Genomic DNA, 16838 nt, shown 5'->3' with positions numbered 1-16838 from the left:
AACACGGATGAACGACGCGCGAAACGGCAGGTAGCGACATGATGGATATCGGCTTCATCGGACTGGGGATCATGGGGCGCCCGATGGCGGAGCATCTGCTCGCCGCCGGCCATCGGCTGCATGGCTCCAGCCACCACAAGCCGGTGGCTCAGGACCTCGTCGAGAGGGGCGCGGTCGTCCATGCGACGCCGAAGGCGGTCGCGGCGGCGAGCGAGATCGTCTTCCTGATGCTCCCCGACACGCCGCAGGTCGAGGATGTCCTTTTCTCGGCCGATGGCGTCGCCGCCGGCCTGTCGGCCGGCAAGGTCGTCGTCGACATGAGCTCGATCTCGTCGATGGCGACCAAGGACTTCGCGCAGCGGATCGAGAGGGCCGGCGGCGCCTATCTCGACGCGCCGGTCTCCGGCGGCGAGGTCGGGGCCAAGGCGGCCAGCCTGACCATCATGGTCGGCGGACCGGAAGCGGCCTTCGCCCGGGTGAAGCCGCTGTTCGAGCTGATGGGAAAGAACATCACGCTGGTCGGCGGCAATGGCGACGGCCAGACCACCAAGGTCGCCAACCAGATCATCGTCGCGCTGACCATCGAGGCGGTCGGCGAGGCGTTGCTGTTTGCATCCAAGGCCGGCGCCGATCCCGCCAAGGTGCGGCAGGCGCTGATGGGCGGCTTCGCCTCCTCGAGGATTCTCGAGGTCCATGGCGAGCGCATGATCAAGCGGACCTTCAACCCCGGCTTCCGCATCGGGCTGCACCAGAAGGATCTGAACCTCGCGCTGCAGAGCGCGCGTTCGCTCGGCGTGTCGCTGCCGAACACCGCGACGGCGCAGGAACTGTTCAACGCCTGCGCTGCCCATGGCGGCAGGGACTGGGACCATTCGGCCATGGTGCGGGCGCTGGAAATCATGGCGAACCACGAGGTCGCGAGCTCATAGCCAAGGAAAGGGGAGGCCCATGAAGATCTGCATCTACGGCGCCGGCGCGATCGGCGGCTATATGGGCGTGATGCTCAAGCGCGGTGGGCTCGATGTGTCGCTCGTGGCGCGCGGCGCGCATCTGGAAGCGATCAAGGCCAGGGGCCTGACCCTCGTCACCAAGACCGAGACGATCATCGAGCGGATGCCGGCGAGCCGGGACCCGCGCGATCTCGGCCATCAGGACGTGGTGATCGTCGCGCTCAAGGCCCACCAGGCCTGGGAGGCGGCGGAGGAGCTGAAGCCGCTGCTCGGGCCGGACACCGCCGTCGTCACCGCCCAGAACGGCGTGCCCTGGTGGTATTTCTACGGGCTGGATCACCCCTATGCCGATCTGCGCCTGCGCAGCGTCGATCCAGGCGATCGGCAATGGAGCGCGATCGGTCCGGAGCGCGTCATCGGCTGCACTGTCTACCCGGCGACCGAGATCACCGAGCCGGGCGTGATCAGGCACATCTATGGCGACCAGTTCGGTCTTGGCGAGCCCAGCCGCCAGGAGAGCGAGCGGTTGACGCGCTTCGCCGATGCGCTCGCCGCCGGTGGCATGAAGCCGAGGCTCTTCACCGATATCCGGGACGATATCTGGCTGAAGCTCTGGGGCAATCTCTGCTTCAACCCGATCTCGGCGCTGACCCATGCGACGCTCGACATCGTCGCGACCGATCCCGGCACGCGCGCGCTCGCTCGCAAGATGATGCTGGAGGCAAAGCAGATCGGCGAAAGGCTCGGCGCCCGCTTCCGTGTCGATGTCGAGCGCCGGATCGACGGCGCGGCCGGCGTCGGCGCCCATCGCACCTCCATGCTCCAGGATCTGGAGAAGGGCCGCCCCCTCGAGATCGATGCCCTGCTCGGCGCCGTGCAGGAGATGGGACATCTCGTCGAGATCCCGACGCCCTATATCGACGCCGTGCTCGGGCTCGTGCAGCAGGCGGCGAGCGTGAAGGGGCTCTATCCGACCTTTCCGCCCGAGGCTTTTGCGGCGAAGGCGCCGCAGGGAAGGCGGGCGTTGCCGCTGCCCGAGCTGGCGGCGTCCTGAGGCCGGAGGAGATACGAGCGATGTCGACGATCACGGCAATCCGGCAGACGGCGCGGGTGGAACCCGGAATCGCGCCGTCGCACTGGCTGCGCTTCGCACATGACGGACGCGAGGGCTTCGGCCGGCTGGAGGGGCAGCGGATCGCGGTCCATCGAGGCGACATGTTCGCGGAGGCGCAGCCCACGGGCGAGACCATGGCGCTCGCCGAGGTCGCGCTGCTGGCGCCGACGCGGCCATCCAAGATCATCGCGCTCTGGAACAACTTCCACGCGCTCGCTGCGAAGCTGTCCAATCCCGTGCCGGCGGAGCCGCTCTATCTGATGAAGGCTCCGTCCTGCGCGACGGCACCGGGCGCGACGATCCCGCGGCCGCGATCCTATGCCGGCAAGGTGGTCTATGAAGGGGAACTCGGCATCGTCATCGGCCAGCGCTGCAGCGCTGTCAGCCCGGATGAGGCCGGCGCCTTCATCTTCGGCTACACCTGCGTCAACGATATCACGGCGCTGGATCTGATCGCCGCCGACCCGACCTTTCCGCAATGGGTGCGGGCCAAGAGCTTCGACGGCTTTTGCCCGTTCGGGCCGGTGGTGACGAGTGGCCTCGACCCGCGCGCGCTGACGGTTCGCACGCTGCTGAACGGTCAGGAGCGCCAGAACTACCCGGTCGCCGACATGGTCTTCCAGCCACACGAGCTGGTCAGCCGGCTCTCCCACGACATGACGCTGCTGCCCGGGGACCTGATCTGCTGCGGCACCTCGCTCGGCGTCGGCACCATGAAGGAGCCGGTCAACACGGTCGAGGTCGCGATCGAGGGGATCGGCACTTTGACCAACAGCTTCGTGCAGGGCGGCTGAGCGAGGCGTCTCAGTCGAAGATGTCGGCGTGCTGGTCGACGAAGGCCGCAAGGCCCAGCGTGTGGTCGCGCGACAAGCGCTCGGCGAGGGCGACGTCGCGGCGTTCGAGCGCCTCGATGATCTGCAGATGGTCGACGATGGAGCGGCTGGCGCGGTCCTCGCGCCCGATCGTCATCTGGCGGATGCCGCGCACATGCAGCAGCAGATTGTCGGTCATCTCGACGAGCAGCTGCGACTTGCTCAGCCCGATCAGCGTCTGGTGGAAGACGAGATTGGCCGAGGAGTACTCGCCGACATGGTCGGACGGCCTGTGGGCCTCGTCGAAGGCTTTGAAGAGCGTACGAAGCTTGGCGATCTCGGCATCGCTGGCCCGCTCCACGGCGAGGCGTGCGGCCATGCTCTCCAGCGCCGCCCAGGCCTGGATCATCTCGACGATCTCGCTCTTGGTCTTCTTCAGCACCATGATGCCGCGACGCGGCATCGACTTCACCAGCCCCTCCTGCTCCAGCATGGCGACGGCCTCGCGCACCGGGGTGCGGCTGACGCCGAGCTGCTCGGAGAGCTGGCGCTCGTCGATCCAGGTCGGCTCTGGCGAGGCGTAGATGTCCATGGTGATGATCGCCTGCTTCAGCGCGGCATAGACCTTGGTCTTGAAGGTCTCCTCCGGAGCGAAGCGCTTCAGCGCAAGGCCCTGGGTCGCGGCGGCGAGAGTGGTGTTTGCGCTGGGGGCTTTCACGGTCGCGGCTCCTGCATCGCTGCAGCGCATAACGCCGTGAGCGCGCCACGTCCATGCAGGAGGTGAGGTTGGCTGCCCCTGCGGCAGCCAAAAATGAGGCCCGCGACCTTGATGGACACGGGCTCTCAGTCAGGAGGAGGCCGGATCCGCCGGTTGTCCGGCGGCTATAACGGGTTTGCCTGGTGCGGGAAGGAGACCGTCGGGAATCAGAAGGACCACTCGATCTCGGCGCAGCGCTTCTTGACGCCGACCTCGCCGTTGAGCAGCTCCACCAGCGTTTTTCCAAGGCGCGCCGGCGACGGCGAGACCCGGATGCCGGCGGCCTCCATGGCGGCGATCTTGTCTTCCGCGCCGCCCTTGCCGCCGGAGATGATCGCCCCCGCATGGCCCATGCGGCGGCCGGGAGGCGCCGTGCGGCCGGCGATGAAGCCGACCATCGGCTTGGATCGCCCGCGCTTGGCTTCGTCCCTGATGAACTGGGCCGCCTCCTCCTCGGCCGAACCGCCGATCTCGCCGATCATGATGATCGTCTCGGTCGCGGGGTCGGCGAGGAACATTTCGAGCATGTCGATGAACTCGGTGCCCTTGACCGGGTCGCCGCCGATGCCGACGGCCGTGGTCTGGCCGAGGCCCTCGCATGAGGTCTGGAATACCGCCTCATAGGTCAGCGTGCCGGAGCGCGAGACGATGCCGACCGAGCCCGGCTTGAAGATGTTGGCCGGCATGATGCCGATCTTCGACTCGCCGGCGGTGACGACGCCCGGGCAGTTTGGCCCGATCAGCCGCGACTTCGAGCCGCTCAGCATGCGCTTGACGCGGACCATGTCGAGCACCGGGATGCCCTCGGTGATGCAGACGATCAGCGGGACCTCGGCATCGATCGCCTCGCAAATCGCATCCGCCGCGCCCGGAGGCGGCACATAGATGACGGACGCCGCCGCCCCCGTCCTCGCCCTGGCTTCCGCGACCGTGTTGAAGACCGGCAGGCCGAGATGGTTCTGGCCGCCTTTCCCCGGGGCGACGCCGCCGACCATCTTGGTGCCGTAGGCGATCGCCTGTTCGGAGTGGAAGGTGCCGTTCTTGCCGGTGAAGCCCTGGCAGATGACCTTGGTGTTCTTGTCGATCAGGATGGACATGCTCGTTCCCCCTCACGTCTTGCGCACGGCGGCGACGATCTTTTGCGCCGCATCGTCGAGGTCATCGGCCGGGATGACGTTGAGCCCGGAGGATCGGATGATCGCCTTGCCCTGCTCGACGTTCGTTCCCTCCAGCCGCACCACCAGCGGCACTTCGAGTCCGACCGTCTTCACCGCCGCGATGACGCCGCGGGCGATGACGTCGCACTTCATGATGCCGCCGAAGATGTTGACCAGGATGCCTTTCACATTCGGATCGGCGGTGATGATCTTGAAGGCCGCCGTGACCTTCTCCTCGGAGGCGCCGCCGCCGACATCGAGGAAGTTCGCGGGGCTTTCGCCGTAGAGCTGGATGATGTCGAGCGTCGCCATGGCGAGCCCGGCGCCGTTGACCATGCAGCCGATCGTGCCGTCGAGCGCGATATAGGCGAGGTCGTGTTTGGAGGCCTCGATCTCCTTGGCGTCCTCCTCCGTCTCGTCCCGCAGATTGTAGACGTCCGGGTGCCGGTAGAGGGCGTTGTCGTCGAACGAGATCTTGGCGTCGAGGCAGCGCAGCTTGCCGTCCTTGGTGACGATCAGCGGGTTGATCTCGAGCATCGCCATGTCCTTGGCGATGAAGGCCGTATAGAGCTTCGCCGTCAGATCCTCGGCCTGCTTGGCGAGATCGCCGGAAAGGCCGAGCGCCTCGGCGACGGTGCGGCCGTGCAGCGGCATGGCGCCGATGGCAGGGTCGACCGAGAAGGTCTTGATCTTCTCGGGCGTGTCATGGGCGACCGCCTCGATGTCCATGCCGCCCTCGGTCGAGACAACGAAGGAGATCCGCGAGGTCTCGCGGTCGACCAGCATGGAAAGGTAGAACTCGCGGTCGACCAGCGAGCCGTCCTCGATATAGAGCCGGTTGACCTGCTTGCCGGCCGGGCCGGTCTGCACGGTTACGAGCGTGCGGCCGAGCATCTGGTCGACGAACGACTTCGCTTCCTCGATCGATTTCGCCAGGCGCACGCCGCCCTTCTCGCCGGCCTCCGGCTCCTTGAAGGTGCCCTTGCCGCGGCCGCCGGCATGAATCTGGGACTTCACCACCCAGACCGGCCCGCGCAAGCGCTTCGCGGCGGCGTCGGCGTCCTCGGTCGAGAGCACCGGGAAGCCGTCCGGGACAGGTACGCCGAATTCCCTCAGTAACCCCTTCGCCTGGTATTCATGGATGTTCATCGCGATCTCTCTCGAATGTCGGGGAGAGCGACCGGGCCTTTCCGAGGCGCCGGCCATTCGGAACACAAGCCTTGACGATTTTATGAGGGCCGCTGCCCTCCTGCAGGAAGGCAGCGGCGATCACGCGGTGCGTGTGGCCGACGGCGGACGGAATCCGGGCGTCGGCGGAAGCGGGAGCCTGGCGCTCAGCCCTTGATCAGGCCGGCGGCGCGCGCCCACTTGTACTTGGCGCCCAGCACCTCGACGGGCGTTTCCGTGGTGTACGGATAGGCCACGATGCCGTGGTCGTAGAGCTTCTCGCAGGCCTTCTCGACCTCGACGTCGCCGACCAGCGAGGCGACGATCGGCTTGTCGATGCCCTTGGCGCGCGCCTCGGTGACGACCTCGATCATCTTGTCGGCGAAGACCAGCGGCGGGGTGACGATCGTGTGCCAGTAGCCGAGGATCAGTGCGTGGATGCGCTCGTCGTTGAGGCCGAGCCGGACGGTGTTCTGGTAGGTCAGCGGCGGCTCGCCGCCGGTGATGTCGACCGGGTTTCCGGCCGCGCCGAAGGGCGGGATGAACTTGCGGAAGGCCGCGTCGAGATCGTCCGGCATCTTCATCAGCGTCAGGCCGTTGTCGAAGCAGGCATCCGAGAGCAGCACGCCGGAGCCGCCGGCGCCGGTGATGATCAGGACGTTTTCGCCCTTGGGCGCCGGCAGGACCTGCACGCCGCGGGCATATTCCAGCATGCCGCGCAGCGAGGGCGCGCGGATGACGCCGGACGCCTTGAGGATGTCGTCATAGATCTTGTCGTTGCCGGCGAGCGCGCCTGTGTGGGAAGCGGCGGCTTTCGCGCCATAGGCCGTACGGCCGGCCTTCAGCACGATCACCGGCTTCTTCTTGGAGACGCGCTCGGCAACTTCCGAGAAGGCGCGGCCGTCCTTCAAATCCTCGCAGTGCATCGCGATGACCGAGGTGTTCGGGTCCTGCTCGAAGAAGGTCAGGAGATCGTCCTCGTCGAGGTCCGACTTGTTGCCGAGTCCGACGATCGAGGAGACGCCCATCTTGGTCGAGCGGGCAAAACCGATGATCGACATGCCGACACCGCCGGACTGCGAGGAAAGGGCTGCCTTGCCCTTGACGTCGAAGGCCGTGCAGAAGGTCGCGCAGAGGTTCTCCGGCGTATAGTAGAAGCCGTAGATGTTCGGCCCCATGATCCGGACATTGTGCTTGCGGGCGGTGGCGAGCAGCTCTTCCTGCAGTTCGGGTTCGCCCGATTCCGCAAAGCCGGAGGGGATCATCACCGCGCCGGGCACGCCCTTGCGGCCGACCTCGTCCATGGCGCCGTTGCAGAGCTTGGCCGGAACGGCGAAGACCGCGACGTCGACAACGCCGTCATAGTCGAGGATCGACTTGTAGGCCTTGATGCCCTCGATCGTGTCGGCCTTCGGGTGCACCGGAACGATGGTGCCCTTGTAGCCGCCATTGATCAGGTTCTTCATCACCGAATTGCCGATCTTGCCGGCTTCGTTGGAGGCGCCGATCACCGCCACGGCCTTCGGATGGAAGATGCGGTTCATCGCCGTGACGATGGCGTCCTGATCCGGGCGGAAGCGTTCCTTGCGCGCCTCGAAATTGCAGACGATGCGGGCATCGACCGCGGTCGCGCCGGATTTCGTCGCGAAGACGGGGTTGAGGTCGAGCTCCTCGATCTCCGGGAAGTCCTCGAGCAGGGCCGACACCTGGACGAGGATCGCGGCGAGGGCGTTGCGGTCCACCGGATCGCCGCCGCGTACGCCGTCGAGCATCTCCTTGGCCTTGATCGAGCCGATCATGTCGAGGGCCTGCGCTTCGTTGACCGGCGCGAGGCGGAAGGTCAGGTCCTTCAGCACCTCGACCAGGATGCCTCCGAGACCGAAGGCCACGAGCTTGCCGAAGGAAGGGTCGGTGATCGCGCCGACCAGCGTCTCGGTCGCGCCCGAGGGCAGCATCTGCTGGACCTGGATGCCCTCGATCTTGGCGTCGGCCTTGTACTTTTTGGCATTGGCCAGGATCGTGTCATGGGCGGAGAGGGCCTCGGCGTCGCTCTTGACGCCGACGATCACGCCGCCTGCATCCGTCTTGTGCAGGATGTCGGCGGACACGATCTTCATCACGACGGGGTAGCCCATCCCGCTCGCCAGCTTGACGGCCTCGTCGGCCGATTTGGCGAGACCTTCCTTCGGCAGCGGGATGTCGTAGGCGTCGCAGACGAGCTTGGCCTCGGGGGCGGTCAGGCCGGTGCGGCCATCCGCCTTGACCCCGTCCAGGACCTTGCGGACGGTCGCCTGGTCTCCTGCTGTTTCACCGGGTTTGATCTTGAGGGCAGCCTGCGTCGCCATGATGCACTTCCTCCCTTGGAATCTTCTTTTGCCGATCCTCGTCGGGCTGCCCGTTTTTCGGTGCGTCCGCCTGGTTCGGGATCTTGATTGGTATTTGGCATGCCAATCCATGCCGCTGTCAAGAGGGGAGTGAGGGTCGGAATCTGAGAAGGTGAGTGGTGCGTGCGGATGCCCCGGGGGTGGCTGTTTTCAATCTGGCATTATGCATGCCAGAGGTTGGCACCTTAGAATCTTTCGGATATCGTCGCGCTTTGCCGCAAGTGCTGGGATAACAGCACGGGGCAGACGGGGTCTTGGTTCCCGGTGGGGAGGACGGTTCGGCCTATGAGCGGGCAGCACAGCCAGAATGTCCATGCTTTCGAGCATCCCGGCCTCGGCCGGAAGCGCGCCAGATCGACCCCCAAGGGCCGGCAGGTCGAGCCTCGTGCGCTGCAGGAGATCGCCGAGCTGCTCGGCGAGCGCCCGCGCCGGCGCGACCTCCTGATCGAGCACCTCCATCTGATCCAGGACCGCTATCACCAGATCTCGGCGGCGCATCTGGCGGCGCTGGCCGACGAGATGCGGCTCTCCTTCGCTGAGGTCTTCGAGACCGCGACCTTCTACGCCCATTTCGACATCGTGAAGGAGGGCGAGCCGACGCTCCCGCCGCTGACCGTGCGCGTCTGCGATAGCCTGACCTGCGCGATGCATCGCTCGGAAGAGCTGCTCGAAAGCCTGACCAGTGCCGTCGGCCCGTCGGTCCGGGTCGTCCGGGCGCCCTGCCTCGGCCTGTGTGACCAGGCCCCTGTGGCGGAAGTCGGCCATCACTTCATCCATGCCGCGACGACGCAGGGCGTCCTCGCCGCGATCGAGGCCGGCGACACACACCCGCATATGGCCGACTATGTCGACTACGACGCCTACCGTTCGGGAGGCGGCTACGACCTGCTCGACAGCCTGCGCTCCGGCGAGCGCAGCGTCGATTCGATCCTCGCCATCCTCGACGATTCCGGGCTGCGCGGCCTCGGCGGCGCGGGCTTCCCGACGGGTCGCAAATGGCGGGCCGTGCTCGGTGAGCCGGGCCCGCGCCTGATGGCGGTCAATGGCGATGAGGGCGAGCCCGGCACCTTCAAGGACCGGCACTACCTCAACACCGATCCCCACCGTTTCCTCGAAGGCATGCTGATCGGCGCTCATGTCGTCGCGGCGACCGATGCCTACATCTATCTTCGCGACGAGTACCCGTTGGCGCGGGAGATCCTGACGCGCGAGATCGCCAAGCTGCCGCCGGGCGGGCCGGAGATCCATATGCGCCGCGGTGCGGGGGCCTATATCTGCGGCGAGGAATCCTCGCTGCTGGAAAGCATCGAGGGCAAGCGCGGGCTGCCGCGGCACAAGCCGCCCTATCCCTTCCAGGTCGGGCTCTTCGGCCAGCCGACGCTGATCAACAATGTCGAGACGCTCTACTGGATCCGCGACATCGTCGAGAAGGGCAATGGCTGGTGGAACTCCCATGGCCGCAACGGCCGCACCGGCCTGCGCAGCTATTCGGTCTCGGGCAGGGTCAAGGAGCCCGGCGTCAAGCTCGCCCCCGCCGGCGTCACCATCCGCGAGCTGATCGACGAGTTCTGCGGCGGCATGCAGGACGGCCACCGCTTCCATGCCTATCTGCCGGGCGGCGCTTCCGGCGGCATCCTGCCGGCGCGGATGGACGACATTCCGCTCGATTTCGGGACGCTGGAGAAGCATGGCTGCTTCATCGGGTCGGCCGCTGTCGTGGTGCTGTCCGACCATGACGACATCCGCGGCGCGGCGCTCAACCTGATGCGCTTCTTCGAGGATGAGAGCTGCGGGCAGTGCACGCCCTGCCGCGCCGGCACGCAGAAGGCGGTTGTGCTGATGCAGCGCTCGGTCTGGGACCAGGACCTGCTCGGCGAGCTTTCGCAGGCGATGCGCGACGCCTCGATTTGCGGGCTCGGTCAGGCGGCCTCGAACCCTTTGACCTGCGTGATGCGTTACTTCCCGGAGGAATTCATGACGAGGGATGCCGCCGAATGACCCAGGGCATCAGCTTCGAACTGAATGGCGAGCGCGTCGAGGCCGCCTATGGCGAGACGATCTGGCAGGTGGCGCAGCGCCTCGGCACCGCGATTCCGCATCTCTGCTACTCGCCGGAGCCCGACTATCGGGCCGACGGCAATTGCCGCGCCTGCATGGTCGAGATCGAGGGCGAGCGCGTGCTCGCCGCCTCCTGCATGCGCAAGCCGACCGTCGGCATGAAGGTCCACACCGGGACCGAGCGGGCCGAGAAGGCCCGCAAGATGGTGATGGAACTGCTCGTCGCCGACCAGCCGGCGCGCGCGACCTCGCACGATCCGACCTCGAAATTCTGGAGCTGGGCTGAGCGGACCGGCGTCACCGAAAGCCGCTTCCCCGCGGCCCGGCGCTGGAGCTCGGATGTCAGCCACACCGCGATGAGCGTTAATCTCGACGCCTGCATCCAGTGCGGCCTGTGCGTGCGGGCCTGCCGCGAGGTCCAGGTCAACGACGTGATCGGCATGGCCTACCGCAGCGCCGGCGCCAAGATCGTCTTCGATTTCGACGACCCGATGGGCCAGTCGACCTGCGTCGCCTGCGGCGAATGCGTGCAGGCCTGCCCGACCGGCGCGCTGATGCCCGCCGCCTTCCTCGACGCGAACCAGACGCGCACCGTCTGGCCAGACCGCAAGGTCGATTCGCTCTGCCCCTATTGCGGCGTCGGCTGCCAGGTCACCTACAACGTCAAGGACGAGGAGATCGTCTACGCCGAGGGCCGCGACGGGCCGGCCAACCGCAACCGGCTCTGCGTCAAGGGCCGCTTCGGCTTCGACTACATCCACCATCCGCACCGGCTGACCAAGCCGCTGGTGCGCCTGCCGAACATGCCCAAGGATGCGCGCGACCAGGTCGATCCCGCCAATCCCTGGACCCATTTCCGCGAAGCTTCCTGGGAGGAGGCGCTCGATCTCGCGGCAAGCGGCCTGAACCGCGTCCGCGACGAGAAGGGCCGCAAGGCGCTCGCCGGCTTCGGCTCGGCCAAGGGCTCGAACGAGGAGGCCTATCTCTTCCAGAAGCTGGTGCGCACCGGCTTCGGCTCGAACAATGTCGACCATTGCACCAGGCTCTGCCACGCCTCCTCGGTGGCGGCCCTGATGGAAGGGGTCAATTCCGGCGCGGTCACCGCGCCGTTCGCGGCCGCGCTCGACGCCGAGGTGATCATCGTCATCGGCGCCAACCCGACCGTGAACCATCCCGTGGCGGCGACCTTCATCAAGAACGCGGCCAAGAAGGGCACCAGGCTCGTCGTCATGGACCCGCGCCGGCAGACGCTCTCGCGCCATGCCTGGAAGCATCTCGCCTTCAAGCCGGGCAGCGACGTCGCCATGCTGAACGCGCTGCTGCACACCATCATCACCGAGGGCCTGACCGACGAGCAGTACATCGCCGGCTACACCGAGGGCTATGAGCGGCTGAAGGAGAGCATCCAGGCCTTCCCGCCGGAGAAGATGGAGGCGGTCTGCGGCATTCCGGCCGAGACGCTGAAAGAGGTCGCCCGCGCCTATGCTCGTTCGCGCGCCTCGATAATCTTCTGGGGGATGGGCGTCAGCCAGCACATCCACGGCACCGACAATGCCCGCTGCCTGATCGCGCTCGCCATGGTCACCGGACAGATCGGCCGTCCCGGTACCGGCCTGCATCCGCTGCGCGGCCAGAACAACGTCCAGGGCGCCTCCGATGCCGGCCTGATCCCGATGGTCTATCCGGACTATCAATCGGTCGAGAAGGACGCCGTCCGTGCGATCTTCGAGGACCTCTGGGGCCAGTCGCTCGATCCGAAGCGGGGCCTGACCGTCGTCGAGATCATGGATGCGATCCATGCCGGGCAGATCAACGGCATGTATATCGAGGGCGAGAACCCCGCGATGTCGGATCCGGACCTTAACCACGCCCGCGAGGCGCTCGCGATGCTCGACCATCTCGTGGTGCAGGACCTGTTCCTGACCGAGACAGCCTTCCACGCCGATGTCGTGCTGCCGGCTTCCGCCTTCGCCGAGAAGATCGGCACCTTCACCAATACCGACCGGCGGGTCCAGATGGCCCGTCAGGTCCTGCGTCCGCCGGGCGATGCCCGGCAGGATTGGTGGATCATCCAGGAGATTGCCCGGCGCATGGGCTGCGGCTGGAACTATGACGGCCCGGCCGACGTCTTCGCCGAGATGGCGCTGGTCATGCCGTCCTTCCGCAATATCACCTGGGAGCGGCTGGAGCGGGAGGGGGCGGTGACCTATCCGGTCGACGGTCCCGACCAGCCCGGCAACGAGATCATCTTCGCCCGCGGTTTCCCGACCGAGAGCGGGCGGGCCAGGATCGTGCCGGCCAAGATCGTCGCGCCGGACGAAGTGCCGGATGACGAGTACCCGATGGTGCTGTCGACCGGGCGCGTGCTCGAGCACTGGCACACCGGCTCGATGACGCGGCGCGCCGGCGTGCTCGACGATCTCGAGCCGGAGGCGGTGGCGCTGATGTCGCCGCGCGATCTCGGCCGCCTCGGCATCGTGCCCGGCGGCTTCGTCAGACTGGAGACGCGCCGCGGCGCGGTCGCCGTCAAGGTGCGTTCAGATCGGGACGTGCCGCAGAACATGGTGTTCCTGCCGTTCTGCTATGCGGAGGCGGCGGCGAATCTCCTGACCAATCCGGCGCTCGATCCGTTCGGGAAGATCCCGGAGTTCAAGTTCTGCGCGGTCAGGGCGCTTCCGGTCGATCAGGCATTGACCACGGCGGCCGAATAAGGCCCGGCGCGCGGCACCCTGCGCGAACTGTGAACACAGCAGGGCGATTCTGCGCGTCCACCATCGGCTTGGTGGATGCGTCCCGGCACGACTCAGCTCGGACATCCGCACGACCAGAGAATGGCGCTTTAGCGCTGGTCGAAGGACTGGTTCGCCGACGCATCTCGCCGACAGAGGAAAACGAAGCGGGCCGGGCGTTGTGCGCCCGGCCCGCTTTGGCAGAGACAGCGAAGGGTCAGTAGCCGAGGGCGGTCTCCAGCGGCCCCTTCGGCAGCGGAACCAGGAACCAGACCTCGAACATCATGAAGTTGACGATCGCGATGCTGAGCGAAATCGTCAGGGCCTTCCACACCGGGAACTTGCCGAAGAACACCATGAAGGCGCCGATATAGATCGCGGCCGAGACATAGATGCCGATATAGTTCGTCGCGAGCACGAAGATGACGGCCGGAACGAAGATCGCGGCCATGCGCTTGATGCCAGGAACGCTCGTCGCGGTCTGAGCACCTGCTTCGGTATGCGGCAGCGCATGGGCCAGATTGACGAGCGAGGCGATCCCCATGGCGAGGACGATGTAGAAGGGGAAGAGGCCCGGCTGCGGTCCTACGTTTGGCTTCCAGGCGATGCCGAGGCGCAGGCTGTCGGTCATGACGATCGCGCAGACGACAAGGAAGAATAGCGCCACGGCGATATCCAGCGTGCGGTAGCTGAAGAGCGGACGACCTTCGGCTTCTTCGTTGCTGCTCATTGTGTTGCTCCTCGCGGGCTCCTGTCCCGGCGCGTAGGCTCTGTGATGATTGGCAGACCGGAGCGCGAACGCTTGCACCGCGCTCCGGTATTGGCGGGTCTCACTGCGTCGCGAGGAAACCGTTCTTCTTCATCAGGTCCGCATGCAGCGTTTCGGCACTGGTCAGCCACTTCTCGAAGTCGGGGCCGGACATGAAGGTCTGGTTGAAGGCGCCCTTCTCCATGAAGTCCTTCCAATCCGGCGTCGCCATCACCTTCTTGAGCAGATCGACATAGAAGGCGACCTGTTCGGGCTTGGCGTTCTTGGTGGTGAAGATGCCGCGCAGCATCTGGTACTCGACCGGCAGCCCCGTCTCCTTGCAGGTCGGGATGTCGCTCCAGGCTTCCTTGTCGGTGACCTTGTTGGTGTAGGTCGAGCGCTTCGCATCGAAGATGCAGAGCGGGCGCAGCTGCCCGGCCCGCCACTGGCCGACGGCCTCGATCGGGTTGTTCACCGTCGAGTCGACGTGATTGCCGACGAGCTGGACCGCCACCTGTCCGCCGCCGGCATAGGGCACGTAGGTGAACTTCTTGCCGCCGGTCTGCTCCTCGATCGCCGCGGTGACGATCTGGTCTTCCTGCTTCGAGCCGGTGCCGCCCATCTTGAAGGAGCGGTCTTCGCCGGCCTTGACCGCGTCGACATAGTCTTTCGTGGTCTTGTAGGGCTTCTCGCTGTTCGTCCAGAGGATGAACTGGTCGAGCGCCAGCATCGCGACGGGCTTCATGTCCTTCCAGTTGAAGGGCGAGCCGGTGCCGAGCGGCGTCGTGAACAGGTTCGACAGGGTGATGGTGATCTTGTGCGGATCGTTGGCGCTAGACTTCATCTCCAGGAAGCCTTCGGCGCCCGCGCCGCCGGCCTTGTTGATCACGATCAGCGGCTGCTTCATCAGGTTATGCTTCTGGACGACGCCCTGGATGAACCGCGCCATCTGGTCGGCACCGCCACCGGTGCCCGCCGGGATCACCAGCGTCACGGGCTTGGTCGGCTCCCAACTTAGCGCCCAGGTCGGCCAAGCCAGGCAGGCGCTTGCCGCCAGCGCTGCCGCAATCGTCCTAGGTTTCGACACTCCCCTCCGGATCATCACGCTTCCTCCCTTTATTGGCGGCTTTGGCGCCGCGTTGGTAAAGTCATGAAGGCGAACATGTTTGTGAGAGCCGCGCCGAACGGCGTCAGGCCGTGCGGGCGACGGCTCCGCTACCCGAGAGTTTGGCGCGAAGCGCCTGCAGCGCCGGCCAGAAGGCCATCAGCAGGCCGAGCGTCATGATGCCGCCGCAGAGCCAGTTCGACCAGAACACGCTGATATTGCCCTGCGAGACCAGCATGGCCTGGCGGAAGGAGCTCTCCGCCTGGTCGCCGAGCACCAGCGCCAGGACGAGCGGCGGCAGCGGGTAGCGCAGCTTGTTGAACAGATAGCCCAGCACGCCGAAGACCAGCATCATCCAGACGTCGAACATCGCGTTGTTCACGGTGTAGGCACCGATGGCGCAGATGAAGACGATGGCCGGCGCGATGATCGAGAAGGGCACGCGCAGGATCGCGGCGAACAGCGGCACGCAGGTCAGCACCATGACGAGGCCGACGACGTTGCCGAGATACATCGAGGCGATCAGGCCCCAGACGAACTCCTTCTGCTCGACGAAGAGCAGCGGGCCGGGCTGCAGGCCCCAGATCAGCAGGCCACCGAGCAGCACGGCCGCGGTCGGCGAGCCAGGGATGCCGAGCGTCAGCATCGGCAGCAGCGCGCTGGTGCCGGCGGCATGGGCTGCGGTCTCCGGCGCCACCACGCCCTCGAGCTCGCCCTTGCCGAAATTATCACCCCGCTTCGACAGGCGCTTGGCGATGCCGTAGCCCATGAAGGAGGCTGGCGTCGCGCCGCCTGGCGTGATGCCCATCCAGCAGCCGACGATGCAGCTGCGGAGGAAGGTCATCGTCATCTTCGGAAGCTGCTTCCAGGTACGGATCACCGCATCCATGCGCAGCTTGGCCGTGGCACCGTTGAACTTCAGCCCATCCTCCATCGAGCAGAGGATCTCGCCGATGCCGAAAAGGCCGATGACGGCGACCAGGAATTTGAAGCCGTTCAGCAGCTCGTCCTGTCCGAATGTCATCCGCAGCGTGCCGGTTACGCCGTCGAGCCCGACGGAGGCCAGCGCGAAGCCGAGGCACATTGAGGCGACGGTCTTGAACGGAGAGCCCCTGCCCATGCCGATGAAGCTGGCAAAGGTCAGGAATTGCACGGCGAAGAACTCCGCCGGGCCGAATTTCAAGGCGAATTTTGCGACCACCGGCGCAAGGAATGTGATCAGGCAGACGGCGAAGATCGCGCCGACGAAGGAGGCGGTGAAGGCGCCGACCAGCGCCTCGTCGGCCTTGCCGTTCTGCGCCATCGGGTGACCGTCGAAGGTCGTCGCTACCGACCATGGCTCGCCCGGAATGTTGAAGAGGATGGAGGTGATGGCGCCGCCGAAGAGCGCGCCCCAGTAGATGCTTGTCAGCAGAATGATCGCCGCGGTCGGCGGCATCGTGAAGGTCAATGGCAGAAGAATGGCGACACCGTTGGCCCCACCCAGCCCTGGCAGAACGCCGATGACGACACCGAGCGTGATGCCGATCACCATGAGCATGAGGTGGTAGGCGGAGAGGGCAACGGCGAATCCGCCGAACAAGGCGTTCAGTTCATCCATAGCGCTTCGTCCCCACAGATTGGCCGTGTTCTGGGACCGCGCAAATGACCAACGCAGAACCGACTGGCCTTGTTTGAGTTAGCCTAGGATGAAACTTCGTGGCATGCAATATGCCATATTTGGATGCGCTGCAGCATAATAGTTGCGGGATTTGTGCCGTTGCGCGACCATTTCTTTCATTATATGGTATGCCAGAAACCACCGCTCCGAAGTGCGCGTCCAGCGCCGACGGCGTGCGGGCAAGGCAGCACGGAAAT

Annotated in this window: 12 protein-coding genes; 5 read left to right on the top strand and 7 right to left on the bottom strand. The window is 66.0% G+C overall.

The window, feature by feature from the left end; translation table 11 throughout:
* The first annotated feature begins 38 nt into the window (after nucleotides 1-38).
* Genes glxR through RKE40_RS00810 form a run of 3 tightly spaced genes read left to right on the top strand, consistent with a single transcriptional unit; the run spans nucleotide 39 to nucleotide 2858 of the window.
* Complete coding sequence (gene glxR / locus RKE40_RS00820; RefSeq protein WP_316016345.1) at nucleotides 39-929, top strand: 2-hydroxy-3-oxopropionate reductase; 891 nt, start codon at nucleotides 39-41, stop codon at nucleotides 927-929.
* Between the two features lie 19 nt (nucleotides 930-948).
* Complete coding sequence (locus RKE40_RS00815; protein ID WP_316016344.1) at nucleotides 949-2004, top strand: 2-dehydropantoate 2-reductase; 1056 nt, start codon at nucleotides 949-951, stop codon at nucleotides 2002-2004.
* A gap of 20 nt (nucleotides 2005-2024) precedes the next feature.
* Nucleotides 2025-2858: a fumarylacetoacetate hydrolase family protein gene (locus tag RKE40_RS00810; protein WP_316016343.1), complete on the top strand. Its 834-nt coding sequence runs from the start codon at nucleotides 2025-2027 to the stop codon at nucleotides 2856-2858.
* Between the two features lie 10 nt (nucleotides 2859-2868).
* Here RKE40_RS00810 and RKE40_RS00805 read toward each other — a convergent pair whose 3' ends face one another.
* The 4 genes from RKE40_RS00805 to RKE40_RS00790 form a co-directional block, all read right to left on the bottom strand.
* Entirely contained in the window at nucleotides 2869-3594 is a 726-nt protein-coding gene (locus tag RKE40_RS00805) for a GntR family transcriptional regulator (RefSeq protein WP_316016342.1), read from the bottom strand.
* A 206-nt stretch (nucleotides 3595-3800) separates the two neighbouring features.
* The gene (gene sucD, locus RKE40_RS00800) at nucleotides 3801-4730 is read right to left on the bottom strand and encodes a succinate--CoA ligase subunit alpha (RefSeq protein WP_316016341.1); all 930 of its coding nucleotides are present in this window, start codon (nucleotides 4728-4730) and stop codon (nucleotides 3801-3803) included.
* 12 nt (nucleotides 4731-4742) lie between these two features.
* Nucleotides 4743-5939 (bottom strand): ADP-forming succinate--CoA ligase subunit beta, encoded by a 1197-nt coding sequence (sucC, locus tag RKE40_RS00795; RefSeq protein WP_316016340.1) that lies wholly within the window; start codon nucleotides 5937-5939, stop codon nucleotides 4743-4745.
* A gap of 185 nt (nucleotides 5940-6124) precedes the next feature.
* Complete coding sequence (locus RKE40_RS00790) at nucleotides 6125-8302, bottom strand: acetate--CoA ligase family protein (RefSeq protein ID WP_316016339.1); 2178 nt, start codon at nucleotides 8300-8302, stop codon at nucleotides 6125-6127.
* A 324-nt stretch (nucleotides 8303-8626) separates the two neighbouring features.
* On the opposite strand from RKE40_RS00790, the gene RKE40_RS00785 reads away from it, so the two are divergent.
* A complete protein-coding gene (locus RKE40_RS00785) occupies nucleotides 8627-10339 on the top strand; it encodes an NAD(P)H-dependent oxidoreductase subunit E (RefSeq protein ID WP_316016338.1) in 1713 nt (570 codons plus the stop codon).
* Nucleotides 10336-13110 carry a formate dehydrogenase subunit alpha gene (fdhF, locus tag RKE40_RS00780; RefSeq protein ID WP_316016337.1) on the top strand — a complete coding sequence of 925 codons (2775 nt, stop codon included), beginning with the start codon at nucleotides 10336-10338 and terminating at the stop codon, nucleotides 13108-13110. Before RKE40_RS00785 ends, fdhF begins: the two co-directional genes overlap by 4 nt.
* Before the next feature lie 235 nt (nucleotides 13111-13345).
* On the opposite strand, the gene RKE40_RS00775 is transcribed toward fdhF, so the two are convergent.
* The 3 genes from RKE40_RS00775 to RKE40_RS00765 all read right to left on the bottom strand — a co-directional run bounded on the left by RKE40_RS00775 (nucleotide 13346) and on the right by RKE40_RS00765 (nucleotide 16581).
* On the bottom strand, nucleotides 13346-13858 hold the full coding sequence (locus RKE40_RS00775; protein ID WP_316016336.1) for a tripartite tricarboxylate transporter TctB family protein: 513 nt from the start codon (nucleotides 13856-13858) through the stop codon (nucleotides 13346-13348).
* 100 nt (nucleotides 13859-13958) lie between these two features.
* Nucleotides 13959-14978: a Bug family tripartite tricarboxylate transporter substrate binding protein gene (locus RKE40_RS00770; RefSeq protein WP_390893165.1), complete on the bottom strand. Its 1020-nt coding sequence runs from the start codon at nucleotides 14976-14978 to the stop codon at nucleotides 13959-13961.
* 88 nt (nucleotides 14979-15066) lie between these two features.
* Nucleotides 15067-16581 (bottom strand): tripartite tricarboxylate transporter permease, encoded by a 1515-nt coding sequence (locus RKE40_RS00765; protein WP_316016335.1) that lies wholly within the window; start codon nucleotides 16579-16581, stop codon nucleotides 15067-15069.
* Nucleotides 16582-16838 lie beyond the last annotated feature (257 nt).

Source organism: Allobosea rubneri (assembly GCF_032464875.1).
Taxonomy (GTDB): domain Bacteria; phylum Pseudomonadota; class Alphaproteobacteria; order Rhizobiales; family Beijerinckiaceae; genus Allobosea; species Allobosea rubneri.
Note: the sequence above shows the minus strand (reverse complement) of the source record. Positions and strands in the feature narration are given on the sequence as shown.